The sequence below is a fragment of the Desulfomicrobium norvegicum genome (genome assembly GCF_900114595.1).
Lineage (GTDB): Bacteria > Desulfobacterota > Desulfovibrionia > Desulfovibrionales > Desulfomicrobiaceae > Desulfomicrobium > Desulfomicrobium macestii.
Map to the genome: position 1 here is coordinate 114,615 of NZ_FOTO01000007.1, position 24,719 is coordinate 139,333.

Here is a 24,719-nt window from a genome sequence, read left to right on the forward strand (position 1 = left end):
GCTAGGCGACAGACAGAAAATCGTGCAATGGTCTAGCATGCCCCAAGTGAACTGCCAAAGGATGGCATGACGGATTCCATCACCCCAAAGTCCGGCGAAAGGCCGCGAAACCACAAGGAGGACACGCATGGCCAAGGAAAGGGAAATCCAGGATTTGAGCCCCTGGGAAGACGCTCAGAAAATGATCGCCAAGGCCGGACGCGAGGGGGTAAACCTCATCTGGGACCGGCTGAAAGACCAGACGCCCCACTGCACCTTCTGCGAACAGGGCCTGACCTGCAGCAAATGCGTCATGGGCCCGTGCCGCATCAATCCCAACGGCGGGCCCAAGAAGAAATACGGCGTGTGCGGCGCCGACGGCGACCTGACCGTGGCCCGCAACTTCGGGCGTTTCGTGGCCGCCGGCGCGGCAGCGCACTCGGACCACGGACGCGACCTGCTGGAGACGCTGGCCGCCATCGGCGACGGCAAGACCACGGACTACGGCATCCGCGACGAGGCCAAGCTCGAACGCATCTGCACGGAACTGGGCATCGAGGTCGAAGGGCTTTCGGTGCGCGAACGGGCCAAGGCCCTGGCCGACCTTTTCTTCGAGGACTACGGCTGCCGCTCCCACAACGTGGCCTTCGGCGGCCGCGCCCCGCAGAAGCGCAAGGACATCTGGAAGCGCTTCGGCTGCACACCGCGCGGCATCGACCGCGAATGCGTGGAGATGCTCCACCGCACGCACATGGGCGTGGACTGCGACCCGGTCTCCATCTGCCTGCACGCCAGCCGCACGGCCCTGGCCGACGGCTGGGGCGGCTCCATGATCGCCACCGAGGTCTCGGACATCATCTTCGGCACGCCCAAACCCGTCAAATCCATGGTCAACCTGGGCGTCCTCAAGGAAGACCAGGTCAACATCCTGGTCCACGGCCACAGCCCCATCGTCTCGGAAATGATCCTGGCCGCGGCGCGCGAGCCCGAAATCCTGGCCAAGGCCAAAGAGGCAGGCGCGACCGGCATCAACATCGCGGGCCTGTGCTGCACGGGCAACGAACTGCTCATGCGCCAGGGCGTGCCCATGGCCGGCAACCACCTCATGACCGAGCTGGCCATCGTCACCGGCGCGGTGGAGATGGTCATCGTGGATTACCAGTGCATCATGCCGAGTCTGGTCAACGTGGCCGGCTGCTACCACACCAAATTCGTCTCCACCTCGGACAAGGCCAAGTTCCCCGGCGGCATCCACATGGAATTCCACTACAACAACGCCCGCGAAAAGGCGCGCGAGGCCGTGCTCATGGCCGTGGAGGCCTTCACCCGGCGCGACCCGGCCAAGGTCGAGATTCCGTCGAAGCCCATGTCCATCACATCGGGCTTCTCCAACGAGGCCATCTTGGGCGCCCTGGGCGGCACTCCCGAGCCGCTGATCCAGGCCCTGCAGGCCGGGAAGGTGCGCGGCGTGGTCGGCATCGTGGGCTGCAACAACCCCAAGCTCAAGCACGACCATGTGCACGTGAACCTGGCCCGGGAACTCATGAAACGCGATATCCTCGTACTGGCCACGGGCTGCGCCACGGTGGCCATGGGCAAGGCCGGGTTCCTGGAGCCCGAAGCGGCCTCGCAGGCCGGGGCGGGCTTGGCGGAAGTCTGCCGGGCGCTGGGCATCCCGCCGGTGCTGCACGTCGGCAGCTGCGTGGACAACTCCCGCATCCTGCATCTCTGCGCGGTGCTGGCCAACTACGCAGGCCTGGACATCAGCGACCTGCCCGTGGCGGCCAGCGCGCCCGAATGGTACTCCGAGAAGGCGGCGGCCATCGGCCTCTACGCCGTGGCCAGCGGCGTCTACACCCATCTGGGTCTGCCCCCGCACATCCTGGGCAGCTCCATGATCACGTCCCTGGCCCTGAAGGGGCTCGACGACGTCTTCGGCGCGTGCTTCGCCGTGGAATCCGGCCCCCTGCAGGCCGCGGAGCTGATCGACGAGCGCATCAAGGCCAAGCGCCTGGCGCTTGGCTGGTCGGCCTAGCACGGCAGCAACTGTCTCAAACGCACGCAAACGGGGGAGCTCTTGCTCCCCCATCCTCAAGGAGAATCGCATGAAAATCGCATTCGCGGGCAAGGGCGGCGTGGGCAAGACCACGCTCTGCGCCTGGCTGGGGGATTATCTGGCGAGGCAGGGGCACGACGTGCTGCTGGTGGACGCGGATACGGCGCTCAGCCTGGGTCAGGCCTGCGGACTTGAGGCCGAAGACCTGCCCGTGCCCCTATACGCACGCGAGGATCTGATCCGCGAGCGCATCGGCAGCGGCTACCTGAGCCTCAACCCCGACGTCTCCGATCTGCCCGAGGAACTGAGCGTGGATCTGCCGGTGCACAATGTCGGCGGGCCGCGTCCGGGCCGCAAGCGCCTTTTGACCATGGGCTCCATCACCGGCGCCGGGGACGGCTGCGCCTGTGCGGCCAACGCTCTGCTGAAATCCGTGCTGGCCCATCTGGTGCTGCAGGAGGAAAACTTCGTGCTGGTGGATCTGGAGGCCGGTGTGGAACATCTGGGGCGTGGCACCGTGGCCGGGGTCGATGCTCTGGTGGTGGTGAGCGAACCGAGTCGACGTTCCCTCGAAACGGCGGCCAGGGTTGGAGCGCTGGCCGGGGACCTGGGCCTTGCGCGGCAGGTGCTGGCGGTCAATCGCGGTATCGGCGAACCCGAGTTGCCCGCCATGACGGGGCTGCCAAAAAATGTGGTGCATCTGCCGATCCTGCCGAGCCTGGTCGACAGGCAACTGACCCAGGCCAGCGTCCTGAATCTGCCCGACGGAGCCCTTGTCGATGCCGTGTGCGCCCGGTTGCTCGCCGCAATGACTCAAGATACCTGAACGGCACATCCGGGCCCAGGCCCAAGGCGCTGGACACATGAACCGCAAACCAGCATGAATCCTTGACAAGCGAGGAGCATCCAGGCCGCATCCTTCGCCTGGATTCCCCTTTATCATGGATCAAAAGCCGGAGCCGCCCATGCGCCTGACCGAAATCACGCTGCTGCAAGACCTCCATCGCCCGGAGATGGCTCCCGTTCGCAAGCTCTTCAGCTCCCGGAAGTTTGCACGGGGGGCCCTGGTTTTCGAGCCCAGGGCCGGAGACCAGATCTTCATCGTGACCTCCGGGCGGGCCCGGGTGTACCTTGCCTACCGCGACAAGGAATTCACCATGGCCATGCTCGACGCCGGGGATGTCTACGCGACCCACACCCGGGCCTATGTGCAGGCCCTGGACGATCTGGAGATTCTCATTGCCAGCGTGTCCGAGGTCCGTCGCTATCTCGGCTCCATGCCGAGCTTCAACTCCGCCATGATCCACGTGCTGGGAGACCTTCTGTCCCACGCCATCTCCGTCATCGACACCCTGGCCTTCAAGGACGTTCGCAACCGGCTCATCGAATTTCTGGTCTACGAGGCGAGGCGTCTGCCGCGCTGCCGGGAGTGCCGCCACTGCGGCCAATGCGAGGATGGAGGTATGGTCTCCCTGGGTCTGAACACGGAGCAGATGGCGACCATCATCGGCTCCTCCCGCCAGACAGTGTCTTCACTGCTCAACGCCCTGGCCAAGGATGGCGTCATCCAGCTCAAGGGTCGCGGCGTCATCTGCATCCCCGACATCGCGGTGCTCGAGGCCTGTGCGGCGCTGGAGAACTGAGGCCCGGACATTCCGGTCCCCGTCCGGGGCGAACCGGGACGCGGCCGTCCTGCCGCACCCCGTCCCTCATGAAAAAGCCATGGATTCCCGCCTGCGCGGGAATGACATCGAGATGGCTCGAAGGGTCACACCCTAAAGTAACAACAGTCTCCTTCAGAGTGTTTCTTTTCCGCTCACCTGCCCAGCGCACAAGACCGAGCGTCCCGGTTCGTCCCGGGCGGGGTCGTCGACTGTCTGACTGAGCCAGGCATCGTTGGCTCAGGCGTTGCCCAGTGCGTTATCGCGGACTTCCGCATCACCACGCAACGCTTGAGCCGTACGAGGCCCGCGAAGGAGTTTCGACGGTCCCCGTCCGGGGCGAACCGGGACGCGGCCGCCCTGCCTCACCCCGCCCTTCATGAAAAAGCCATGGATTCCCGCCTGCGCGGGGATGACATCGAAATGGCTCGAAGGGTCACACCCTAAAGTAACAACAGTCTCCTTCAGAGTGTTTCTTTTCCGCTCACCTGCCCAGCGCACAAGACCGAGCGTCCCGGTTCGTCCCGGGCGGGGTCGTCGACTGTCTGACTGAGCCAGGCATCGTTGGCTCAGGCGTTGCCCAGTGCGTTATCGCGGACTTCCGCATCACCACGCAACGCTTGAGCCGTACGAGGCCCGCGAAGGAGTTTCGACGGTCCCCGTCCGGGGCGAACCGGGACGCGGCCGCCCTGCCGCACCCCGTCCCTCATGAAAAAGCCAGGGATTCCCGCCTGCGCGGGGATGACATCGAGATGGCTTGGAAGGTCACACCCTAAAAATATCCCAGGCTCCTGAGCTGCCCCATTCTCTCCTCCTTGGCCGAATCCCGCCCCGAGCGCTCCCCTCGGCCCGAGCGGACGGTGCAGGGCATGCAGCCCAGGGAGCGGTAGCCCTGGTCGTAGAGGCTGCACCACGGGACGGACTCGCGCACCATGAAGGTCCAGACATCAAGCTCCGTCCATTCCAGGATGGGCAGGGCCCGGACGTGATCGCCGTGATCCTCCAGCCATGGCCGGTCGGCCCGGTCCGGATTCTCATCGGCGCGCACACCCGTCAGCAGGGCCGGAATTCCGAGCCGCGTGACGGCGTCGTTCAGGGGACGGATCTTCAGGTCGCCGCAGCATTGCACCGGATCCACCGCAAGCGGATAGCGGACCAGATCGACATCGGGCCGCACGATATGCAGCTCGATGCCCCATTCGCCCGCCAACCGATCACGAAAAGCCAACACTTCCGGAAACTTGCAGCCCGTATCCAGATTCAGAGCCCGCACCGGCGCTACAGCGGCATGTTCGCGCAGCACCTCCCGCCACAGGGCCAGCACCACGGTTGAATCCTTGCCTCCGGTCCAGCCCACGGCCGTGCCGGGACCGAAGCGTTCCAGCACCTCGATCATGCGAGCCTTGGCGAGGGCCATTTTTTCGGAGAGAATCATGCCCCGTCCCGCCCCGGGCCAATCATGCCCCGTGCGCATTCCAAAAATGAACGCATCATTCCTGCTCTTGCTTTTTGAACGGAAGTTCAATGATGAAACGCGTCCCCAGGCCAGGCTCGGATTCGACCTCCATGGTGCCGCCGTGCCCCTTGGTGACGATGAAATAGGACACCGAAAGACCCAGGCCCGTACCCTGGCCAGGCGGCTTGGTGGTGAAGAAAGGCTCGAAGATGCGACGGCTGATTTCCGCACTCATGCCGGGACCGTTGTCTTCGATCTCGATCCTGACCCGATTGCCGATTCTGCGTGCCCGAATCTCCAGGCGCGGATTCTCGACGGTAGGGGTGGCCTCGGCCATGGCCTGGGCCGCGTTGCGCAGGATGTTCAGAAACACCTGCTCGATCTCCGTTTCGGTGCAGGCCAGCTTGCCCAGCCCCTCCTCGACGGAGATGCGCAAATCCATTTTCTTGAAATCGTAGAACTTCTTCAGGTCGTAATCATTCCTGGCCAGAGTCAGGGAGTGTTCGATGAGGGTCTGCAGATCGCACTGGGAGCGCCCCGATTCAGCCAGTCTGCTGAAATCGAGCATGCGCCGGATGATCCCCGCCGCCCGCGTGGCCGCTTCCTGAATGTCCGTGATGAAAAGGTCGAGCTTGCGGGCGCGCATGTACCGGGCCATGAGCTCCATATCCAGCCCGATGGTCTCGGCAACCTGGGTGTTCTTGGAAAAATCTGGCCGCGTGCGGCGCACCAGGTTGTGCGAGGCCTGAAGGATGATGCCCAGAGGATTGTTGATCTCGTGGGCGATGCCCGCGGCCATGCCCCCCACCGAACGCATCTTTTCACTCTGGATCATGACTTCCCGCAGCTTCTTCATCTGCGTCATGTCGCGCAGCACGGCCAGCAGGTGGGGCACTCCGTCGAGCTCCAGGGTCTGGCAGGTCATGGCGCTGACCACGGTGGAACCGTCCTTGTGCAGGGCTTCGAATTCAAAGTCGCGCAGAAAGCCGTCACGGGCAAGACGCCTGTAAATTTCATCGCGCTCACCCGGATTTCGGTAAATGCCCAGTTCCAGAAGCGTCTTGCCCAGGGCCTCTTCACGGCTGAAGCCGGAGATGCTCGTGAAGGAGTCATTGACGTCGACGAGGCGTCCGCTCTCGACGTTGAGCAGCACGATGGCATCGGGCGAGAGGCGGAAAAGCTGGGAGAACTTTTCTTCGGACTGACGGAGCCGCTCCTCGGCCAGACGCCGCTCGGTGACATCGGTGTGCGTCCCGCTCACAAGCAGGGGCCTGCCGTCGGCGTCGCGCTCGATGACATCGCCGCGGCCCAGAATCCATCTCCACTCCCCGTCCCTTGTGCGCATGCGGAACTCGGAGTTGTACGATTTGCCTCCGTTGGAGTTCACGACGACCTGAATCCGCTCGTAAGCCTGCTGAAAATCCTCGGGATGACAAAGATCCTTCCAGGTCTGAAAGGTCATGGGTAGTTCCTGATCCTCGTAGCCGAGCATCTCGTACCAGCGCGGGCTGAAATAGGCCTGCCCGGTGTCGAAGGACCATTCCCAGATGCCGTCGGAACTTGCCAGAATGGCGCGTGAAAGCCGGCGCTCGCTGCGGGCCAGGGCCTGATGCGCCTCATCGAGGTCGCGGTAGGAGCTGTTCAGACGTTCCAGCAGCTCCTGGAATGACTGGCCCAGGGTCGCGATTTCCTCGTCGGCCTTGAGCGCAGGTCCGTTGAAGGTACGAGTCTCGGTGTTCATTTCCCGCATGGACGCTCCGAGCCTTTGCAGCGGATTAACCACCGACTTGCGCAAACGGCGACGCAGCAGCAGCTGCGTACAAAGCAGGGTCATGACCAGGATACTGAACATATAGGCGAGAAAACTGAGCGTCTGTTTGCGCAAAAGAGACAGATCGTAGTCGAGGCGCAGCCACCCGATGGTTTCTCCCGCCGCGATGATCGGCCGAATGAAACGCAGAGCCGAGAAGTCATGGTCGAAGGCATAGCCCTGGGCATGGTCCCAGCCCTCGATGTCGATCGGCTTCGAAACCTGCGTCGCCGCACCCCGCGAGGCGGCGGCCAGGGGAAGCCCCCGTGCATGGTACAGTTCGACCCGCAACACCTCCTCGACCATGCTGATCTCGGCCAGACGCATGTCCAGAGCCCGGATGCGCCGCTCGAAGAGCTCGTTGGCCAGATTGTCCTGTTCCCTGGCGACCAGGGTGTCGAGAATGCGGCAGACGATGTGGATGTTGTCGTCCTTCCATCGAACCAGCATGAAACTGCCCAGGACGACAAAAAGAACCGCGATCACGGCGAAGGTGATCAGGATGTCCTGGTTCATGCGCTGGGAAATGCTTTTGTTCATCGATCGGCATCCACGCTCTTGACGAATTCGACCTTGTCGGGGGTGATGCGCAGAACGACCAGGGATTTCTGGGGATCGCGCGAGTTCTTGAAGGTGATGAGCCCCGTCACGCCCGGATATTTTTCGGTGGCGGCCAGGGCGTCCCGAATGGCGGCCGGAGAATCGCCTTCGGCACGCAGGATCGCGTCGGCCACCAGACCCATGGCGTCATAGGCGTTGGCGTTGCCGGCGTCGATCATCTGCAGGGCATTCGGCCCGAACTCCTGATAAAGCAGAGCCAGAAATTTTTGGCCGCCTTCCGACCCCGAATCGGGGTGCCAGTGGGACACATAATAGTTTTCCCCCTTCGCCGGGTCGAGATACGGATAGTGCTCCAGAGCAGTCCATCCATCGCCGCCCAGAACAGGCATGTCCAGACCCGCACTGCGAGCCTGCTTGAGGAACAAACCCGAATCACGGGTGAAACCGGCCACCAGGATCAGATCCGGAGATTTCTCGCCGATGACGCGGACCTGCTCATCAAAGTTCATGGCGTTCTGAAGATAGCGCAACTGCGATTCGACCTTGCCTCCGCGCGCGGTGAAACGCTCGATGAAACCCGAGCTCAGCCCTTCGCTGTAGACGTCTCCGGCGATGGTCACGACGATGGCACTTCGAGCTTTCAGGTCGTCATAAGCAAAGGCGGCCAGCGCCTTGGCCTGCAACGAGTCGGTATAGCAGACCCGGAAAATGTAATCCCCGATTTCGGTGACCTCCGAAGCGGTCGTGGTTGCGCCGAGCATGGGAATGCCCGCCTGCTGAAGCACGGGCCCCATGGCCATGGCCTGCGAACTCCAGGAAGGGCCGATGACGGCCGAAACCTTGGCCTTGACGGCGGCCTCGGCGGCCTGTCGCGCTCCAAGGGCCGTACTCCCGGTATCGAATTCGATCACCTCGACAGGGCGCCCCAGAAGACCTCCCGCAGCATTGATCTGACCTGCCGCGAGCGTGACCATGCGGTAGTTGGGAGAATTTTCCTCCGCGCCCGGGCCGGTCTTGGCAAAAATGCTTCCGATCCTGATCGGTTCGACGGGCTGTGCGTGGCAGACGGCGGACATCCACAACAGCAAAACCGCCACGCTCATGGCGCCGATCATGAATGCCTTGGCTCCGGGGCATGCATCAATAAAACAGACCTCTGAAAACATGAAGGAAAACAATCCATTTTTGCGCACACTGATCATCATGATTATCCTCCGCACTGCCTACAGGTCCCCAGCGTCCCGACACACATGGCACAAGGCCGGACAAAACTCCATCCGGTTGTCATACATGAAAATACGGTACAAGCACCAACAAGCACAAGACCCGGGTTCGAACAAAAACACGTATCCCGCGCCCCGGGGCTTCCTGCGTTGACACCAGCTCATTGTCATTGCAATGTGCTGAAAATTTAGCAAAAACTCCATCAGTCCAAATTGCTCGGCAAACCCCGCAGGCAGGCGTCATGAACACCCCACCCCCCATCACCCCACTCCCCTCCGATCAGCGCGCCTCCGGGCTGCGCCGCAAGGTCGGGACCCTGCTGCTGTTCATATCGGCGGCCGTGCTGCTGCTCTCCGTCGCGGTGGGTCAGCGGATTCTGAGCGATCTGACCACGGACCTGAGCCGCAGACTGGCCGTTGCCGAAGCGCAGCTCACCCGTGAGAAAATCCAGGCCCTGGTCGGCCGCGAGCTGGCCATCGCCCAGCGTTTCGCGGATCTCAGCGCCCTGAAGGACTGGCTGCTGAAAGAACAGGAAGCGCCTGCCCGATCCCGCTTTCTGGCCGAAGCGGCAGGATTTCGCCAGGCCTTCGCCGACCAGACCTATTTTGTCATACACCACCGCACCCTGGCCTACTATTACGCCGATCCCAAAAGCCCAAGCGCCAGATACCGTTACACGCTGGATACGGGCAAGGCGACCGACGCATGGTACTTTTCGACCATGGACGTGCCGGTTCCCTACACCCTGAACGTCAACCCCGACGCCACCCTGAAGGTGACCAATCTGTGGATCAACGTACAGGTGCGCAACGCGGCGGGAATGCCACTCGGGCTGGTCGGAACCGGCATGCAGCTGGACAGGTTCCTGAAGACCATGCTCGCCCCGCGCTCGGCCGGGGCCATGAGCTTCATCATCGACGGGCAGGGCCGCATCGTGGCCCATCCGGATCCGGACAGGATCGAATATGGAGCCGTGGGCAAGCAGGACACCTCCCGGACCGTTTTCGCCGAACTGAGCGAACACAGCGATCAGGAGACCTTCGCCCGCACCCTGGCCGAGACCGGCCGCAGGGACACGCAGGCGCTTCCGCTTCAGGTCGAAACCGAACAGGGCACGCGCATGATGGCCCTGGCGCATCTTCCGGAACTCGGCTGGACCGTGGTCAGCAGCGTCAATCCGGCGGCCGAGGGCATTCTGTCCTCGAACATCATTCACCTGGCCCTGGCCGGAGGCGCGGTGATTCTGCTGCTGGTCATCCTGACCCTGACGTTGGGCTTTGACCGTCTCGTTCTGCACCCGCTGCTGGTCCTGACCGACTCGGCCCGCAGGATCGCCGCAGGGCGTTACGACACCCGGCTGCAATCGAACCGGAACGACGAACTCGGAGCCTTGTCGCGCGCCTTCGACAGCATGGCTTCCCAGGTCCAGGCGCACACCAGGGAGCTGGAACAGCGGGTGGCCGAACGCACGGCCCAGCTGGAGGCGACCCATGCACGGCTGAAGGACACGCATCGCCAGCTGACGGAGAGCATCCGCTACGCGAGCCTCATCCAGCGGGTCATTCTCCCGGACCGGCAGCTTTGCGAACACCTGCGCGGACAGTATTTCGTGGTCTGGCATCCGCGCGACGTTGTCGGCGGCGATTTCTATCTGTACCGGGAACGGGCCGAGGGCTGCCTGTTCGGAGTCATCGACTGTGCCGGTCACGGAGTGCCGGGAGCCTTCATGACCATGATCGCTCACGCGGCCCTGGAACGCGCCACCATGGAACAGAGCTGGAATAACCCGGCCGCGCTGCTTGAGAGTGCGGACAAGGCCGTGCGCGCCATGATGCCGGACACCAAACGCCTGGAGCGCCTGGCCACGTCCATGGACATCGGGCTGTGCTTCGTTGAATGGGAAACCCGCAAGGTTCATTTCGCCGGAGCCCACATCGACCTCTTCACGGCCAGGGGAGCACAGGTCGAGCATTACCGGGGTGACCGGGGCGGAATCAACGACCGCCGATCCAGAAACTTCACCTGCCGAACTCTGGACCTTGAACCGGACACTGTTTTTTATCTTGTCACGGACGGAATTCTGGACCAATCCGGGGGACAAAGAGGCTTGCCTTTCGGGCGAAGCGGCTTCGTGAACTGGCTTGAGGCCCACTCGGGCCTTGCGCTTGCAGCCCAGGAAAAGGCCCTGACCACCGCCCTGCAAGAATACCGTGGAGACAACCCGCAACGCGACGACATCACCGTGCTGGCCTTTCGTTTCGACCAAACGCCGGCTGATTCCTCCAAGGAGATCGCTTCATGAGCACACCCGACCTTTACGACCTGCGCGAAATCTTTGACCGTCAACAGATCATGGTCTGCTTCAACGGCCCCATCAACGCCGCCCTGATCGAGGAGATCGGCCGCGCCCTGCGCGACTACCTCAACCATCAGCAGGAAGCGCCCAGCGCCGTGGCCGACATTTTTTCCGTTTATATAGAAATGACCCAGAACATCCGTCGCTACGCGGACCAGCACCCGAAGCTGACAGGCGCGGCCAGCGCGGCCATCGTCGTGTCCCGCGAGGATGAACACTATGTGATCAGCGCGGGCAATGTCGTCACCCGCGAGGACGGAATCACCCTGAAGGAACGCGTGGACGGCCTGGCGGTCCTGGACCGTGCCGCGCTCAAGGCCCTCTTCAAGACCCAGCTGCGCCAGCCGCGCGAGGGATTGAACGGCAGCGCGGGTCTGGGGATCATCGACATGGCCCGCAAGGCCTCACGCCCCCTGGCTGTCACGGTGCGCGACATCGACGAGACGCGAAGCTTCCTGAGCCTGCGCGTCGTACTGTAGAAAGACTCAAAAAAGTACGAGAAGAACATGAACAATCTAGATATCGCCCAAACACCCAGCACTCCGATGGTCCGCGCCGACAACGAGCAGGGACGTGTCTTCATGGCCGGAGATTCATACCCCGAGAATCCCTTTGAATTCTTTCAGCCGATCATCGACTGGATCGACGATTTTCTGAAGAATGACGACCGCCCCCTCGCCTTCGACCTGGAGCTGATCTATCTCAACACCAGCAGCATCCGGGCCATGATGGACATCTTCGACCGCCTGGAGGAATCCCACCAGAGCGGGCGACCGGTCAGCGTCGCATGGAACTATGATCCGGACAACGAACGCGTCGGCGAACTGGCCGAGGAATTCAAGGAAGACTGCACCTTTCCCTTCACCATCGCCCCGAGGTCATGATCATGCCGCAGTGTCCGCCTGAAGACAGTCTAGAGCGGAGCATCGAGGCCATTCTTGGCGCTGAAACGCCTCCGGAAGGATGGAAGGAAGCGCTTGGCATGCTCTTTGAGCGCTACCTCGACCAGCAGCGCCTGCTGGACCGGCTGACCCACATCGCGGACCGTTTTCAGGCCGCCGAACGCGAGCGCAGCCAGGGCTATCTGGCCAGTTACGAAAAGAAAGTCCGGCAGCTGGAAAAAATCGTGCGCATCAGCGACCAGTACCAGACCATGCTGCATCAGCTCAAGGAGCGTCTGGAGCACGCCTCCAACTATGACTCCCTGACAGGCCTGCCCAACCGCCGCTACATGACCGTGCGCCTGGACGAGGCCGCTTCCCGGGCAACGCGAAAACCAGAAGGCGGATTCGCCGTCATGATCGCCGACCTCGACCATTTCAAGGAGGTAAACGACAACTTCGGACACGCCGCCGGGGATCAGCTGCTGCAGGCCGTGGCCCGGGCCCTGGAACTTTCCCTGCGTGAATACGACATGTGCGCGCGCTGGGGCGGAGAGGAATTTCTGTTCCTCTTCCCGGCCTGCGACGCAGTCAGCGCCCCGGTCGTGGCGGAACGACTGCGCCAGGCCGTGACCGGAGCACAAAGAATCCGCGACGAAATTCCCGCCCCGACGGTCAGCATCGGCTTCACGATTCACAGGCCCGGCGAACCCGTGGACACGACCCTGCTGCGCGCGGACCAGGCCCTTTACAAGGCCAAGGACGCCGGGCGGAACTGCGTCGCCGGGGAGTGAGCTTGACAGCCAAACGCGCTTGTCCTAGCCAGAAATCAGTTTTTGCAGGGGTGGCGAGGAGCCTGAGATGATACCCGTTGAACCTGATCTGGATCATGCCAGCGAAGGGAATTGCAAGACTTGAGGCCATGACCGGCCAATCCCCCCATTCCTCGCCCCTGCTGCCCCAAATATCAACAGCAGTGCGAGGTGCACCGTGTCCGATCCAGCCCGCAAGGCCGCAGACAACCTGCGCGCCCTTAGACAAAACAAACCGCTTGTTCACAACATCACCAATTTCGTGGTCATGAACTACACCGCCAACGCCCTTCTGGCCTGCGGCGCGTCTCCGGTCATGGCCCACGCCGAAAACGAAGTCGAAGAGATGGTCGCCTACGCCGGGGCGCTGGTACTGAACATAGGCACGCTGACCGATGTCTGGGTGGCGGCCATGCTCAAGGCTGGACGCAGGGCCACGGCGCTCGGCAAGCCCATCATCCTCGACCCGGTGGGGTCTGGAGCGACGACCCTGCGCACCGAGGCCGCGAAATCCATCCTGGCCTGGACAAAGGTCAGCGTGGTGCGCGGCAACGCCTCCGAGATCCTGTCCCTGGCTGGACAGAACGCAACCACCAAGGGCGTTGACTCCACGGACTCCATCGAGGACGCAGCCAAGGCCGCCGGGGCCCTGGCCCGCGAACTGGGCACCACCCTGGCCATCACCGGGCCCACCGATCTGGTCACCGACGGACGGCGCACGCTGGTCATCGAGGGCGGGCACTCGCTCATGCCCTGCGTCACGGGCACGGGCTGCTCGGCCACGGCCCTGGTCGGCGCCTTCCACGCGGTGGACCCCGATCCCGTCTCCGCCGCCGCCTCTGCCCTGGCCTTCCTGGGACTGGCCGGAGAGAGGGCGGGCACGCAGGCCTCCGGCCCCGGCTCCTTTCAGATCCATCTCCTGGACGCTCTCTTCAATCTGACGCCCGAGGACCTGGCCAAGGAATGCCGCATCCACGAGGAACACCATGCCTGATCTGTCCCTGTACCTGGTCACGGACAGGAGGCTGTCCCTTGGCCGCTCCACCGCGGACATCGTCCGCGCCGCCGTGACCGGGGGAGTGACCTGCGTGCAGCTGCGGGAAAAGCGCTGCGCGACCCGCGAATTCGTGGCCGAAGCGCGGGCCGTGCGTGAATTGCTGGCCGGAACCGGCGTCCCGCTCATCATCAACGACCGCATCGACGTGGCCCTGGCCGTGGGCGCCGACGGCGTGCACCTGGGCCAGACCGACATGCTCATCGCCGACGCCCGGCGCCTGACGGGTCCGGGCATGCTCATCGGCATCTCGGCCGAGTGCGTGGAGGACGCCCTGCGCGCCGAAGCCGAGGGTGCGGACTACGTGGGCGTGAGCCCCGTCTTCTCCACCCCGACCAAGACCGACACGGCCCCGGCGCTGGGCCTTGAGGGCGTGGCCGCCATCCGCGCGGCCGTGTCCCTGCCCCTGGTCGGCATCGGCGGCATCGGCCCGGGCAACGCGGCCGAGGTCATCCGGGCAGGGTGTGACGGCATCGCCGTGGTCTCGGCCATCGTCTCGGCCCCAGATCCAAGAGAGGCTGCCTCCCGCCTCAGAACCATCATCCGTGCAGCCAAGGAGCTTTCATGAACCAGCGCAAATATCACCGCGTACTGACCATCGCCGGGTCCGACAGCGGGGGCGGGGCCGGAATCCAGGCCGACCTCAAGACCATCGCGGCCCACGGCTGCTATGGGGCCAGCGTCATCACCGCCCTGACCGCCCAGAACACCCTGGGCGTGACCGGCATCCACGCCGTGCCCGTCGAATTCGTGGCCGCGCAGATGGACGCGGTGCTTGGCGACATCGGGGCTGACGCGGTCAAGATCGGCATGCTCTTCTCCCCGGAACTGATCCGCACCGTGGCCAGGGGGCTGGCCAGACACGGGGTGGGGATCATCGTGCTCGACCCGGTCATGGTCGCCCAGAGCGGGGACAAGCTTTTGCAGGACGAAGCCATCGACGCCCTGAAATCGGAGCTCATCCCCATGGCCACGCTCATCACACCCAACCTGCCCGAAGCCTCGGTGCTGCTCGGCCGGGACATAGCCACGCAGGCGGCGGCCATGGAAGCGCTGACGGACCTCGCGGCCATGGGCCGGGGGAGCGTGCTGGTCAAGGGTGGGCATCTGGAGTCGGGCGACAGCGACGACATCCTGTACATCGGCCATGAAAAGCGCGTCGTGACCCTGCCGGGCGTGCGCATCCAGACCCGCAACAACCACGGCACGGGCTGTACCCTGTCCTCGGCCATCGCCTCGAACCTGGCCAGGGGCGAAGACATGGAAACGGCCGTGCGCAACGCCAAGGAATACATCAGCGAAGCCATCCGGGCCGGAGCCGCCTACGTCATCGGCCAGGGACACGGGCCGGTGCATCACTTCCACCGGTTCTTCGTATAGCCGTGTACGCTCCCGCCACCGCGCAGGCCGCACCAGGCATCGCCCTTGAAGGCATCTCCCTCGATTTCGAGGGCCGACCGCTGTTCGCGGACCTGAGCCTGACCCTCGGGGGCGGACGGACGACCTGCATCCTGGGGCCGAGCGGATGCGGCAAATCGACCCTCCTGAAGCTCATGGCCGGTGCTCCAAACCTCGACTTCTCCGGGCAGGTCCGTTTTGGCTCCGGCGGGACAGGCTCGACACAGGTGGCCTGGATGAGCCAGAACGACCTGCTCCTGCCCTGGCTGACCCTGCGGGACAACGTCCTGCTCGGAGCCAGGCTCCGGGGCGAACTCTCGCCCGAAAAGCGGGCCAGGGCCCTGGAACTGATCCACGAGGCGGGCCTGGCCGGATACGAGGACAAGCTGCCCGAGGCCCTGTCCGGAGGCATGCGTCAGCGCGGGGCGCTCCTGCGCACCCTCATGGAAGAGCGCCCCGTCATCCTCATGGACGAGCCCTTCTCCGCCCTGGACGCCCTGACCCGCGTGCGGCTGCAGAACCTTTCAGCGCGCCTGACCAAGGGCGCGACCGTGGTGCTGGTCACCCATGATCCCATGGAGGCCCTGCGCCTGGGCCACGACATCATCGTGCTCGGGGGCACGCCGGTGCGGGTGCTCGAAACCATTGAGCCCGCCGGTCCGCCCCCGCGCGAGGCCGGAAGTTCCGAAGTGACCGGCCTGTACGCGGGGCTGCTGAGAAGGCTGATGAACGGGGAGGCGGCATGAACTTCTTGCGTCCCTTCATTCTTGCCGTCGGCTTTGTGATCATGTGGCAGGTTCTGGTCATCCTGACCGGTGCTCCGACGTACATCCTGCCCGGCCCCCTGCCTGTCGCCACGGCCCTGATCGAAAAGTTTCCGCTGCTCCTCTCGCATCTGGGCACGACCCTGGCCGAGATCCTGCTTGGTCTGGCCCTGGGCACGGTCCTTGGAAGCAGCGCGGCCCTGGTCATGATCCTCTCGCCGCTGCTGAAGCGCTGGATGCTGCCCGTCCTGGTGATCAGCCAGGCCATCCCGGTCTTCGCCCTGGCTCCCATCCTGGTGCTGTGGCTCGGCTACGGCATGGCCTCCAAGGTAGCCATGGCGGTGCTGATCATCTTCTTCCCGGTGGCGTCGTCCTTTTACTCGGGCATGCAGCGCACCGAACCCGACCTGCTGGAGATGGCCCGCATCATGGGCGCAAGGCCCCTGGCCGTGCTGCGCACCATCATCATCCCCTCGGCCCTGCCCGCCTTCGCGGCCGGGCTGCGCGTGGCAACGGCCGTGGCGCCCATCGGAGCCGTGGTCGGGGAATGGGTCGGGTCCAGCGCGGGCCTTGGCTTCTACATGCTCCACGCCAACGCCCGCATGCAGATCGACGTCATGTTCGCGGCCCTGACCGTTCTGGCGGGCACGTCCTTGACGCTCTATTTCATAATCGACCGGCTGCTGGCCAGGCTGGTTTTCTGGCAGCCAAGACATGGGATGCAATGAAGACAAATGCTCACGCATGGGACATCCCCGCGCAGGCGGGGATTTGTGCCTTCCTGGCCCTGGTGAAGATGGATTCCCGCCTGCGCGGGAATGACCCTGATAAGGGCGCAAAACCTTGGTGCCGTAGCATGAAAACAAAAAATCCGCCGTGTTTTGCTCCCACCGCTGCCCAGCGAGTCGGATCGCTCCGGGCGGGGGCCGGCAACTGTCTGACTGAGCCAGGCATCGTTTGTTTTCCCGTCGCGGCCGCCCAAAGCGCTGTCCGATGTCCGGCAGGAGCGACGGGAAAACATTACGAGGCCAGCGAAGGAGTTTTGGCGGCCCCCGCCCGGAGCGATCCGACTCGCGTGCGCACTGCTACCAACCCTCCCCGACCATGACAATCCGACTCAAATCCGCATTACCGCAAACCTTTTCACATTCTCCAAACCATAAGGATACCCACATGAAAAAAATCGCCTTTATCCTCGTAACCCTCCTCCTCTGCGCCACCCAGGCCCAGGCCGAAAAGCTGACCGTGCTGCTGGACTGGTTCGTCAACCCCGACCACGCGCCCCTTTACGTGGCCCTGGAGAAAGGCTTCTTCAAGGAACACGGCCTTGAAGTGGAAATCATCGCCCCTTCCAACCCCAACGACCCACCCAAGCTCGTGGCCGCCGGGAAGGCCGACATTGCCGTATCCTACCAGCATCAGCACCAGATGCAGGTGGCGGAAGGTCTGCCCCTGACACGCATCGCCACTCTGGTGGCCACGCCGCTCAATTCCCTGGTCGTGCTTGAGGACGGCCCCATCAAGTCCATCGCCGACCTGAAGGGCAAGACCGTCGGCTATTCCGTGGGCGGGTTCGAGACCGCGCTTTTGAAAGTGATGCTCGAAAAGGAAGGTCTGACCATGGCCGACGTCAAGCTGGTCAACGTCAATTTCTCCCTGTCCCCGTCGCTGTTCACGGGTCAGACCGACGCGGTCATCGGCGCGTTCCGCAACTTCGAGCTGAACCAGATGGATATCGAAGGACGCCCTGGACGGGCCTTTTTCGTGGAGGAATACGGGGTTCCGGCCTATGATGAACTGATCCTCGTGGCGGCCGCCGCGAAGGTGGCGGACCCCAAGCTGCGCGCCTTTGTCGATGCCTTGGAGGAAGGGGTGCAGTACCTGATCAATCATCCCGAGGAGAGCTGGAAGCTCTTCGTCTCCGGCGAGCGTTCCAGCCTGGACGACGAACTGAACCGCCGCGCCTGGCGGGACACCCTGCCCCGCTTCGCCCTGCGCCCTGGAGCTCTCGACAACAAGCGCTACACACGTTTCGCGGAGTTTCTGATGCGCGAAGAGATCGTGACCAATGTGCCCGAGCTTGACACATGGGCGGTGGAATTGCGCTAAGCGAACCGACAAGCCCTATCCCGAATAAACGAAGCCGGGCGGCAGCTTGATCGCTGCCGCCCGGCTTCGTTTATTGACAGGGCAGGAAAATCCCGGACAAGGCGTCTAAAACTCGCGCTCCCGCGAAAAGAAAGCACCGCCCAGCATGATCACGCCGAAGATGACAAGGTACGCCACAACGGCCATGCCGTGCGAGAAGCAGGCGGCGAACATCATGAACAGACTGCCGAATACGGCCAGAGAGGGCATGATGTAGCGCTTGAACACCGAAAGATCGGCTTCCTTTTTCATGAACACCAGGAAAATCGGGATATAAAGGGCATAGATCGTGACGATCGGAAGTTCCGAGGGATCAAAGCAGAAAAATCCGAACCACGGTTTGGTGAGGTTCGCACCGTAGAAATACACCAGCCAGAATGCGGACAGCAGCACCCCCAGCACGGCGGAGTTGGTGGGCATGTTCGTGGCGTTGTCGATCTGCCTGTACATGAACGGGCGCGGGCCCTGGTTTCTGGCGGAGATGGAGTAGATACCGCGGGTACATCCGAGCATCAGGCCATTCAAGGTGCCAAGGCAGGAAATGATGACGAAGACGAAGATGAGCGTTCCGCCAAGGCTTGAAAAGACGGTTTCAAAGGCCAGCTTCGCGCCTTCCTGACCGCCTTCCATGAGGGTCTGGTTGGTGACCGCGCCCGCCAGGCCGACGTAGTACAGTATGTACACGACCATGACCGTGAAGGTGCCCACCATCAGGGCCAGGGGGAGATTCCTTTTGGAATCCCTGAGTTCCGCGTTGATGCTGGTGGCGATGATCCAGCCTTCGTAGGCAAAGGACGTGGCCACGACGGCGGTGAACACCGCGATGACCGGATCGACTTCAACCACGGAAGTGGTGAAATTCTGCATTATCATGCCGTTGTCCAGACCGAAGACGGTGCCGACCACCGCCATGAGCAAAAGCGGGATGAGCTTGATCACGGTCGTGGTGACCTGGAATTTTCCGGCCAGGACGGGCGACAGGGCGTTCAGGGCGTAGCTTGCCACCAGAAAGAAGCCGGAGATGGTCATACACTCGCCTCCGGTGATGTCCCATCCAAAAAGGACGGCCGTGTAGCGGGCCGAGACCCAGGCCAGGACAGCGGTCAGGGTCGGATAGTAGATGAGGGCCATGAACCAGCCGACGTAATAGCCGTATTTCTTGCCCATGGCGGCTTCGGCGTAGTCGACGATGCCGTTCACACGCTCATACTTGGTGGCCATGAGAGAGAATGTGTAGGCGCAAGAAATCATGATGAATCCGCCGATGATCCAGGCAAGAATCCCCAGGGGCAGATTGCCGCCGGTGGCGGTGAGAATTTTTTCCGCCTTGAAAAAAACGCCGCTGCCGATGACAATGCCTACGACCATCGCAATCGCGGTAAAAAGGCCGAACTTCTTGTTCAACTCAGATCCCATTGTCCGATTCTCCTTATCGTTTCAGAATCAATGTTTCCACAATATAATATATTATCGAAAAAATATTGCCTGTCAGTTCATGCAACGTCTTTTTAAGACACTGCAAACGCTTCATGGATAAAATCAGATAGCCGAATTTTCCGAACGTCGTGCTTCCGTGGAAACAATTCTCAAAGTCTGAAGCTATCTATTGGGCAAAAGATGCAGAGGGGCCGTACCCGATGAAGGAGATATTGTAAACGCGGATAATGCATAAAAATATTTCGATGCCGCAACCTCTCGATTTCAAAAAATTTAAAAGGACCGGACTCGTGCCGCATGGAGAAAAAACTTCCCGAGCATGACCTTTGCAACCGCAGAAGTCTGATGGGTAAAGAATTCTCGCCTCACGGCCGATAAGAAGAAAAATGGGTAATTTTCCAAGGAGCGAAGATCATGAACGTGCAAGGCGCTGGAAATCAGCAGGCATGGATGAAGGTCAACCATGTCGAACTCAAGGATAGCGCCACGGAAAAGCCGGTCAAAGCAGCCGAAACGGAGATCACCCCGCCGCCCGCCAGCGGCGACGAACAAGGGAGCAAAGGGGTCATTCGCCTGTTGCAGGCCGGACACTTCCAGGGAGTGGCTGACGTGCGACTGCGCATCAATTTCCACGACGAGCTCCAGCAGGTGGCCGCGCAAAATGCAGCCAACGACTTCGAAGGCGCAAGCACGGGGCTTTTTGACGAGCTGACCGCGAAACTCGGCGCCCTCGGAGAAGAGCACGGCCTGTCCGGGCAGGCAGAGGAGCTGGCAGGAGACTTCTCGGACGATATCAAGCAATTGCTCGAAGAGGCGAAGGCCGAACAGACGCCGCTGTCCACCACCCTTTCGGACATAAACTCCAGGTTTTCTGAGCTGCTTGAATCGCTGCAAGGAGCCTTTGCCGGACTGGCTGCGGCTGCCGTGCCGCAGGAACAGGACGCCACCGATCCGGAGCTGGCCGAACTGCTTGATGATGAAGGCGCGCTCGCTTCCGAGGAACAGGAGCCTGCGCTGGTAGCCGCAGATCTGGAGGAAGCGCCGACGGAGGAAACGGGGGAGGAAATTGCCGAAACCGAGGACCCCGGCCTTACGGCCTTCAAGACCGACATGCAGGAACTTGAGGCCTGGTTCACGCAAAGCCTGACCTCGCTGCACGGCGATGTGACAGCCGCCGCCGAGTTGCCGCCGCTGAGCGAACCCCGGGGCAACGGCGCGGCCTACGCCAAATTTCTGGAGATATACAGGAACATGAACACTGTCGCAGAAAGCACCGCAGCTCAATCCGAGGCTCCTCTTGATGAGCTGAACGCGGAGGTCTAGACGAGGTCTGGCTCACGCCTCATGCAAGGGCGACCGCGCGTCTTTCACGATGCACGGTCGCCCTTTATTTTTATCAAATGCCCGGCACAAATCAGCGCCAACGCGCCGCTCTCTTGCCCTGGCGCTGTTCCGGAAGCTGCGCGGCCAATGTCTGACAACATGTTGGCATTGTGATAAAAAACGCATATGTGTCTGAAAAAAAAACAACGCCTTTTCAGGAAGTTGCCATCACGCGTTGCCAGACAGCGCCGTGCAAGCAACCTTACGCCAATTATCCACACGCGGAGCTCAACATGTCTGAAAACAGAAAATACAACAGAACCGCAAGCCTCCAGCGCTGCGCCGTCGTTTCCCCATCCCTGGACACCCCCTGCCCGGCCAGGATCATCAATCAAAGCCCGGATGGCCTGCTGCTTGAAATGGATTGCTCGCTGCCCGTCGATGATGTGCCTGTGAACATCTATCTCGCCGATGAATTGCGGGGAACCGTGGACTACGAGAGCAGCACCTTTCTGACAGGTTTCATCCGCTGGTGCAAAAAAGAGGAAGGGGGATGGTCCGGCTTTTTTCAGGCGGGCGTGCAGCTTGTGACCACTGCGCCGCGAAAGGACTGGAGATAGATACGCGCCTCGGAGATATCCGGGGCAGCTCAACACTTCCGAAAAGCAGGCATCGGATCAACAAATCTTCGGCCCATGCCCGGCCAACGCAGTGAACGCGGCGCCGGGCCATCCGGCCATTGCCTTTTCCACGTCTGATGCCCATCATTGCCCTGACTCTTCAAATCATTGCAGCCCACGGCCGCACATTCAGCAAGAACACAAATTAAACCCATGGCCGACAGACGCGGACAATCGGAAAACCGGAAAACCTTGCCGGGTCAGACCCTGATCGAGGTCACGCCCTTTGATCCGGCCTGCAGGCGCGAAAGGATGTCCAGCACGCGCTCGTCCTGAGCCACGGAGGAGCTGTCGCCATCGGCCTTGTGCTTGGCCAGGCGGGCCTGAAACTCGGCCATCCAGTCCACGCGCCCCGATCCGTCGGCCGCCGTAAGCAGGTTCGAGGAACCCGCGAAGCTGGGATCAAAACTCATGGTCGCATGGTCGCGCAGGCTGATCAGGCCGTTGTCGTAGAGCATGGACGAGACCTTGGCCAGCTCGTCCCTGGTCATGGAACATGGGTCCACTTCCTTGCCGATCTGATGCCACAGGGACTCCTGCGCCGGAGCCGCGGTCATGGCGGACCCGGTGGATTCGGAACTGGGACGCTTCATTGCGTCGGCCAGGGAGCCTATGATCGAAAAGGCCGTCTTGGCGATGCCGAGGGCGGCCAGGGGTGCGATACTCATGTTATACCTCCGGAAAAATCTTCCTGCACGATTACCAAGATGCAGAGATTGTTCCACCGATAGGCTCGTCGTTCCCAGCTCGCATGAGATCAGAAAAAATGCCCCAGAGTTTTTTGCTTGCCTGCCCCACACGCGCAGAGTAGGCGAAGCCCTCAAACCATCAAAAAATACCATGACAATACCAGCCCCACTCAAAATACGCGCCCTGCTCATTCTGGCCCTGCTCGCGGCATTTCCGCCGCTGTCCACGGACATGTATCTGCCAGCCCTGCCCACTATGGTCGAGACCTGGCAGACCACGGAAGCGGTCATCAACCTGACCCTGGTCGGCTTTTTCATCAGCTTCAGCCTGGCGCTGCTCTTCTACGGCCCCCTCTCGGACCGCTATGGGCGAAAGCCGGTGCTCCTGGGCGGCATATCCCTCTATGTCCTTTCCTGTCTGGTCTGCGCCCAGGCCCAGAGCCCCACGGCCCTGATCGTGGGGCGCATCCTGCAGGGCATGGGCGCGGCCTCGGCGGCAACCCTGTCCCTGGCCATGACCAAGGACTATTTCGTGGGCGCGGAACGCGAGCGGGCCCTGGCACACATGGCCGTCATAGTTTCCCTGGCCCCCATGCTCGCGCCCGTGCTCGGCGGCATCATGCTCACCTTCGCCGACTGGTCGGTCATCTTCCTCGCCCAGATGGTCCTTGGCGTCGTGGCCATCTGCGGTGTCTGGAGACTCAAGGAGCCGGCCCCGGCCACGACCCGCACCCTGGCCCAGGTCATGGGCGGCTACCTGCGGCTCATGTGTAACCTGCGCTTCATGACGCAATGCACCCTCATCGCCTTGGGCATGACACCGCTTTTCTGTTTCATTGGCGGATCTTCCTTCATCTTCGTGACCTATTTCGGTCTGAGCGAGCAGGAATACAGCTATTTCTTCGCCTTCAACTCGGCCGCGCTCATGCTCGGATTCTGGATCTGCGGCAGGCTGCTGAAACGCATGCCCGGATTTCGCATCATCCTGCTCGGCTATGCCGGAATACTGGTCAGCTCGGCGGTCCTGGCCCTGTGCTCGGGCCTCGGCCCCTGGGGCATGGCCCTGCCCATGGCCTGCCTGACCCTGAGCCTTGGCATGTCCCGCCCGCCGAGCAGCAACTTCTTGCTCGAACAGGTCAAGCAGGACGCCGGCTCGGCGGCTTCGCTGATCATGTTCACGTATTTCGTGGGCGGCGCCACGGCCATGTGGTTCATCGCCCTGCCCTGGGACAACAAGATCCTTACCCTGGCCCTGGTCGGCATGGCCACGAGCGCCCTTGTCCTGGTATTGCTGCCGAGGCTGGAACGGACGAAGCAGGAGTGATGTTTTTTAAGTTGATGCGGGGCTGCCGAGATATTCGGGGATGATCTTCAGAGGTTATTTATTGGCTTGATCCGCCAAAAACTGTCGCCCCTTTTCCCTCAGACGGTACTTCTGCAAGCGGCTGTTGGGCTTGGATGGGAGAGTCATTTCAATCAGGCCAGCGGCCAACGCAGGCCCCAGATACCGCTCGCGGAACGATTTGCGATCCTTGAGCCCCAGGGCGGACTGCAGGGCTTCGCGGCTCATTTCCGTGCGGAGCGCCGCAAGCAGCTCGCCGACTTGGGGGGTGACTTGGGGGGCGACTTGGGGGGGGGACGGAAGGAATCGTCTCCAGAATCATCTGCAGCATGAAGGTGATGAACGGAGCGGAGTCAGCCTGCGCGGTGCTCTCCTGCAAGGCCTGATAATAGTCGCGCTGATGGTCGAAAACGAGGCTTTCCACCGGCATGTCCGCGAACAGCGGATGCCAGTTTGCCAGAATCAGGTTCTGCCACATGCGTCCCATGCGGCCGTTGCCGTCGGCAAAGGGATGGATGAGCTCGAACTCGTAATGAAAGACCGAACCGACGATGAGCGGGTGGGCGTCCGTTGCCGCCAGCCACTGGAACAGATCGCCCATCAGCTGCGGCACACGACTCGCCGGGGGCGCCATGTGGACCACCCGCTGGCCCGTCATCACCCCCACTCCGCCGCTCCTGTATCTGCCCGCGTCGTCGATCAGGCCGGACATCAGGACACGATGCGCTTCGAGCAGGTCCGGCTCGCTTTCCGGCCGCCAGGTTCCGAAGAGATCGTAAGCGGCCAACGCGTTTTTAACCTCCTGCACCTCCCGGGGCGGGGCAATGACCCGCTTGCCCTCCAAAATCGCTGTGATCTGCGCTTCACTTAGGGTATTCCCCTCTATGGCGAGTGAACCACGAATGGTGCGGACACGGTTGATGCGCCGCAGCCGCGAGGAGCCGGCCTTTTCCGAGAGCGCGGTCAACCGGCCGACAGCCTCGCTGATCCCGGCGACCAGGTTCAGAATCTGCGGAGTTATGGAAAAGGGTGGAAGGTAGGTCATGCTCAATCCCCTTGCTCGTGAACGCGCTGGCGCGATAACTTGA

23 protein-coding genes and 1 riboswitch are annotated in these 24,719 nt (G+C 62.3%); of the genes, 16 read left to right on the forward strand and 7 right to left on the reverse strand.

Annotated elements, in window-relative coordinates:
- Window positions 1-127 precede the first annotated feature (127 nt).
- From cooS to BMZ24_RS11865, 3 genes are all read left to right on the forward strand, one after another.
- Window positions 128-2,014 carry an anaerobic carbon-monoxide dehydrogenase catalytic subunit gene (gene cooS / locus BMZ24_RS11855; protein ID WP_092192544.1) on the forward strand — a complete coding sequence of 629 codons (1,887 nt, stop codon included), beginning with the start codon at window positions 128-130 and terminating at the stop codon, window positions 2,012-2,014.
- A gap of 70 nt (window positions 2,015-2,084) precedes the next feature.
- A complete protein-coding gene (locus BMZ24_RS11860; protein ID WP_092192546.1) occupies window positions 2,085-2,861 on the forward strand; it encodes an ATP-binding protein in 777 nt (258 codons plus the stop codon).
- A gap of 139 nt (window positions 2,862-3,000) precedes the next feature.
- A complete protein-coding gene (locus BMZ24_RS11865; protein ID WP_092192548.1) occupies window positions 3,001-3,678 on the forward strand; it encodes a Crp/Fnr family transcriptional regulator in 678 nt (225 codons plus the stop codon).
- Between the two features lie 790 nt (window positions 3,679-4,468).
- Here the strand turns inward: BMZ24_RS11865 and BMZ24_RS11870 are convergent.
- The 3 genes from BMZ24_RS11870 to BMZ24_RS11880 are packed head-to-tail and all read right to left on the reverse strand — an operon-like array spanning window position 4,469 to window position 8,728.
- Window positions 4,469-5,131 carry a phosphoadenosine phosphosulfate reductase family protein gene (locus tag BMZ24_RS11870; protein ID WP_092192663.1) on the reverse strand — a complete coding sequence of 221 codons (663 nt, stop codon included), beginning with the start codon at window positions 5,129-5,131 and terminating at the stop codon, window positions 4,469-4,471.
- 55 nt (window positions 5,132-5,186) lie between these two features.
- Window positions 5,187-7,502, reverse strand: coding sequence for a PAS domain S-box protein (locus BMZ24_RS11875; protein WP_092192550.1), 2,316 nt, complete (start codon window positions 7,500-7,502; stop codon window positions 5,187-5,189).
- Window positions 7,499-8,728: an ABC transporter substrate-binding protein gene (locus BMZ24_RS11880; protein ID WP_092192552.1), complete on the reverse strand. Its 1,230-nt coding sequence runs from the start codon at window positions 8,726-8,728 to the stop codon at window positions 7,499-7,501. The genes BMZ24_RS11875 and BMZ24_RS11880 overlap by 4 nt, the downstream gene beginning before the upstream one ends.
- A 260-nt stretch (window positions 8,729-8,988) precedes the next feature.
- Here BMZ24_RS11880 and siaA point away from each other — a divergent pair, with 260 nt between their 5' ends.
- The 10 genes from siaA (at window position 8,989) to BMZ24_RS11930 (ending at window position 18,121) form a co-directional block, all read left to right on the forward strand.
- On the forward strand, window positions 8,989-11,049 hold the full coding sequence (siaA, locus tag BMZ24_RS11885) for a biofilm regulation protein phosphatase SiaA (protein ID WP_092192554.1): 2,061 nt from the start codon (window positions 8,989-8,991) through the stop codon (window positions 11,047-11,049).
- A complete protein-coding gene (gene siaB / locus BMZ24_RS11890) occupies window positions 11,046-11,582 on the forward strand; it encodes a biofilm regulation protein kinase SiaB (protein WP_092192556.1) in 537 nt (178 codons plus the stop codon). The genes siaA and siaB overlap by 4 nt, the downstream gene beginning before the upstream one ends.
- Window positions 11,583-11,609: 27 nt before the next feature.
- Window positions 11,610-11,987 (forward strand): biofilm regulation phosphoprotein SiaC, encoded by a 378-nt coding sequence (siaC, locus tag BMZ24_RS11895; RefSeq protein WP_092192558.1) that lies wholly within the window; start codon window positions 11,610-11,612, stop codon window positions 11,985-11,987.
- Window positions 11,984-12,778 (forward strand): biofilm regulation diguanylate cyclase SiaD, encoded by a 795-nt coding sequence (siaD, locus tag BMZ24_RS11900; protein WP_208599844.1) that lies wholly within the window; start codon window positions 11,984-11,986, stop codon window positions 12,776-12,778. Before siaC ends, siaD begins: the two co-directional genes overlap by 4 nt.
- A gap of 37 nt (window positions 12,779-12,815) precedes the next feature.
- Window positions 12,816-12,907: riboswitch (TPP riboswitch) on the forward strand.
- Window positions 12,908-12,974: 67 nt separating this feature from the next.
- Entirely contained in the window at window positions 12,975-13,790 is an 816-nt protein-coding gene (thiM, locus tag BMZ24_RS11905; protein WP_092192560.1) for a hydroxyethylthiazole kinase, read from the forward strand.
- Window positions 13,783-14,418 (forward strand): thiamine phosphate synthase, encoded by a 636-nt coding sequence (gene thiE, locus BMZ24_RS11910; RefSeq protein WP_092192562.1) that lies wholly within the window; start codon window positions 13,783-13,785, stop codon window positions 14,416-14,418. Before thiM ends, thiE begins: the two co-directional genes overlap by 8 nt.
- Window positions 14,415-15,230 carry a bifunctional hydroxymethylpyrimidine kinase/phosphomethylpyrimidine kinase gene (thiD, locus tag BMZ24_RS11915; protein WP_092192564.1) on the forward strand — a complete coding sequence of 272 codons (816 nt, stop codon included), beginning with the start codon at window positions 14,415-14,417 and terminating at the stop codon, window positions 15,228-15,230. Before thiE ends, thiD begins: the two co-directional genes overlap by 4 nt.
- 2 nt (window positions 15,231-15,232) lie before the next feature.
- Complete coding sequence (locus BMZ24_RS11920; RefSeq protein WP_092192566.1) at window positions 15,233-15,994, forward strand: ABC transporter ATP-binding protein; 762 nt, start codon at window positions 15,233-15,235, stop codon at window positions 15,992-15,994.
- On the forward strand, window positions 15,991-16,740 hold the full coding sequence (locus BMZ24_RS11925) for an ABC transporter permease (protein WP_092192568.1): 750 nt from the start codon (window positions 15,991-15,993) through the stop codon (window positions 16,738-16,740). Before BMZ24_RS11920 ends, BMZ24_RS11925 begins: the two co-directional genes overlap by 4 nt.
- A gap of 445 nt (window positions 16,741-17,185) precedes the next feature.
- Window positions 17,186-18,121, forward strand: coding sequence for an ABC transporter substrate-binding protein (locus BMZ24_RS11930; protein WP_092192570.1), 936 nt, complete (start codon window positions 17,186-17,188; stop codon window positions 18,119-18,121).
- Between the two features lie 105 nt (window positions 18,122-18,226).
- Here the strand turns inward: BMZ24_RS11930 and BMZ24_RS11935 are convergent, their stop codons facing one another.
- A complete protein-coding gene (locus tag BMZ24_RS11935) occupies window positions 18,227-19,576 on the reverse strand; it encodes an APC family permease (RefSeq protein ID WP_092192572.1) in 1,350 nt (449 codons plus the stop codon).
- Window positions 19,577-20,011: 435 nt separating this feature from the next.
- Between BMZ24_RS11935 and BMZ24_RS11940 the strand changes: the two genes are divergently transcribed.
- Together BMZ24_RS11940 and BMZ24_RS11945 are read left to right on the forward strand one after the other, a co-directional pair.
- On the forward strand, window positions 20,012-20,920 hold the full coding sequence (locus tag BMZ24_RS11940; RefSeq protein WP_092192574.1) for a hypothetical protein: 909 nt from the start codon (window positions 20,012-20,014) through the stop codon (window positions 20,918-20,920).
- A 293-nt stretch (window positions 20,921-21,213) separates the two neighbouring features.
- A complete protein-coding gene (locus tag BMZ24_RS11945; RefSeq protein ID WP_092192575.1) occupies window positions 21,214-21,540 on the forward strand; it encodes a hypothetical protein in 327 nt (108 codons plus the stop codon).
- Window positions 21,541-21,800: 260 nt separating this feature from the next.
- Here BMZ24_RS11945 and BMZ24_RS11950 read toward each other — a convergent pair whose 3' ends face one another.
- A complete protein-coding gene (locus BMZ24_RS11950; protein WP_092192577.1) occupies window positions 21,801-22,268 on the reverse strand; it encodes a hypothetical protein in 468 nt (155 codons plus the stop codon).
- A 172-nt stretch (window positions 22,269-22,440) separates the two neighbouring features.
- Here BMZ24_RS11950 and BMZ24_RS11955 point away from each other — a divergent pair, with 172 nt between their 5' ends.
- A complete protein-coding gene (locus BMZ24_RS11955) occupies window positions 22,441-23,613 on the forward strand; it encodes a multidrug effflux MFS transporter (protein ID WP_092192579.1) in 1,173 nt (390 codons plus the stop codon).
- A gap of 54 nt (window positions 23,614-23,667) precedes the next feature.
- Here the strand turns inward: BMZ24_RS11955 and BMZ24_RS20435 are convergent, their stop codons facing one another.
- Window positions 23,668-23,844 (reverse strand): Fic family protein, encoded by a 177-nt coding sequence (locus BMZ24_RS20435; protein ID WP_341864729.1) that lies wholly within the window; start codon window positions 23,842-23,844, stop codon window positions 23,668-23,670.
- On the reverse strand, window positions 23,762-24,676 hold the full coding sequence (locus tag BMZ24_RS11960; protein WP_244150350.1) for a Fic family protein: 915 nt from the start codon (window positions 24,674-24,676) through the stop codon (window positions 23,762-23,764). The genes BMZ24_RS20435 and BMZ24_RS11960 overlap by 83 nt, the downstream gene beginning before the upstream one ends.
- Window positions 24,677-24,719: the final 43 nt, after the last annotated feature.

Coding starts and splice junctions, on each gene's coding strand:
- thiD (WP_092192564.1), top strand. CDS start 14,415: ATGAACCAGCGCAAATATCACCGCGTACTGACCATCGCCGGGTCCGAC.
- BMZ24_RS11930 (WP_092192570.1), top strand. CDS start 17,186: ATGAAAAAAATCGCCTTTATCCTCGTAACCCTCCTCCTCTGCGCCACC.
- BMZ24_RS11960 (WP_244150350.1), bottom strand. CDS start 24,676: ATGACCTACCTTCCACCCTTTTCCATAACTCCGCAGATTCTGAACCTG.
- BMZ24_RS11950 (WP_092192577.1), bottom strand. CDS start 22,268: ATGAGTATCGCACCCCTGGCCGCCCTCGGCATCGCCAAGACGGCCTTT.
- BMZ24_RS11860 (WP_092192546.1), top strand. CDS start 2,085: ATGAAAATCGCATTCGCGGGCAAGGGCGGCGTGGGCAAGACCACGCTC.
- BMZ24_RS11870 (WP_092192663.1), bottom strand. CDS start 5,131: ATGATTCTCTCCGAAAAAATGGCCCTCGCCAAGGCTCGCATGATCGAG.
- BMZ24_RS11940 (WP_092192574.1), top strand. CDS start 20,012: ATGAACGTGCAAGGCGCTGGAAATCAGCAGGCATGGATGAAGGTCAAC.
- BMZ24_RS11925 (WP_092192568.1), top strand. CDS start 15,991: ATGAACTTCTTGCGTCCCTTCATTCTTGCCGTCGGCTTTGTGATCATG.
- siaB (WP_092192556.1), top strand. CDS start 11,046: ATGAGCACACCCGACCTTTACGACCTGCGCGAAATCTTTGACCGTCAA.
- siaA (WP_092192554.1), top strand. CDS start 8,989: ATGAACACCCCACCCCCCATCACCCCACTCCCCTCCGATCAGCGCGCC.
- thiE (WP_092192562.1), top strand. CDS start 13,783: ATGCCTGATCTGTCCCTGTACCTGGTCACGGACAGGAGGCTGTCCCTT.
- BMZ24_RS11945 (WP_092192575.1), top strand. CDS start 21,214: ATGTCTGAAAACAGAAAATACAACAGAACCGCAAGCCTCCAGCGCTGC.
- siaD (WP_208599844.1), top strand. CDS start 11,984: ATGATCATGCCGCAGTGTCCGCCTGAAGACAGTCTAGAGCGGAGCATC.
- BMZ24_RS11875 (WP_092192550.1), bottom strand. CDS start 7,502: ATGAACAAAAGCATTTCCCAGCGCATGAACCAGGACATCCTGATCACC.
- cooS (WP_092192544.1), top strand. CDS start 128: ATGGCCAAGGAAAGGGAAATCCAGGATTTGAGCCCCTGGGAAGACGCT.
- BMZ24_RS11955 (WP_092192579.1), top strand. CDS start 22,441: ATGACAATACCAGCCCCACTCAAAATACGCGCCCTGCTCATTCTGGCC.
- BMZ24_RS11880 (WP_092192552.1), bottom strand. CDS start 8,728: ATGATGATCAGTGTGCGCAAAAATGGATTGTTTTCCTTCATGTTTTCA.
- BMZ24_RS11935 (WP_092192572.1), bottom strand. CDS start 19,576: ATGGGATCTGAGTTGAACAAGAAGTTCGGCCTTTTTACCGCGATTGCG.
- BMZ24_RS11865 (WP_092192548.1), top strand. CDS start 3,001: ATGCGCCTGACCGAAATCACGCTGCTGCAAGACCTCCATCGCCCGGAG.
- siaC (WP_092192558.1), top strand. CDS start 11,610: ATGAACAATCTAGATATCGCCCAAACACCCAGCACTCCGATGGTCCGC.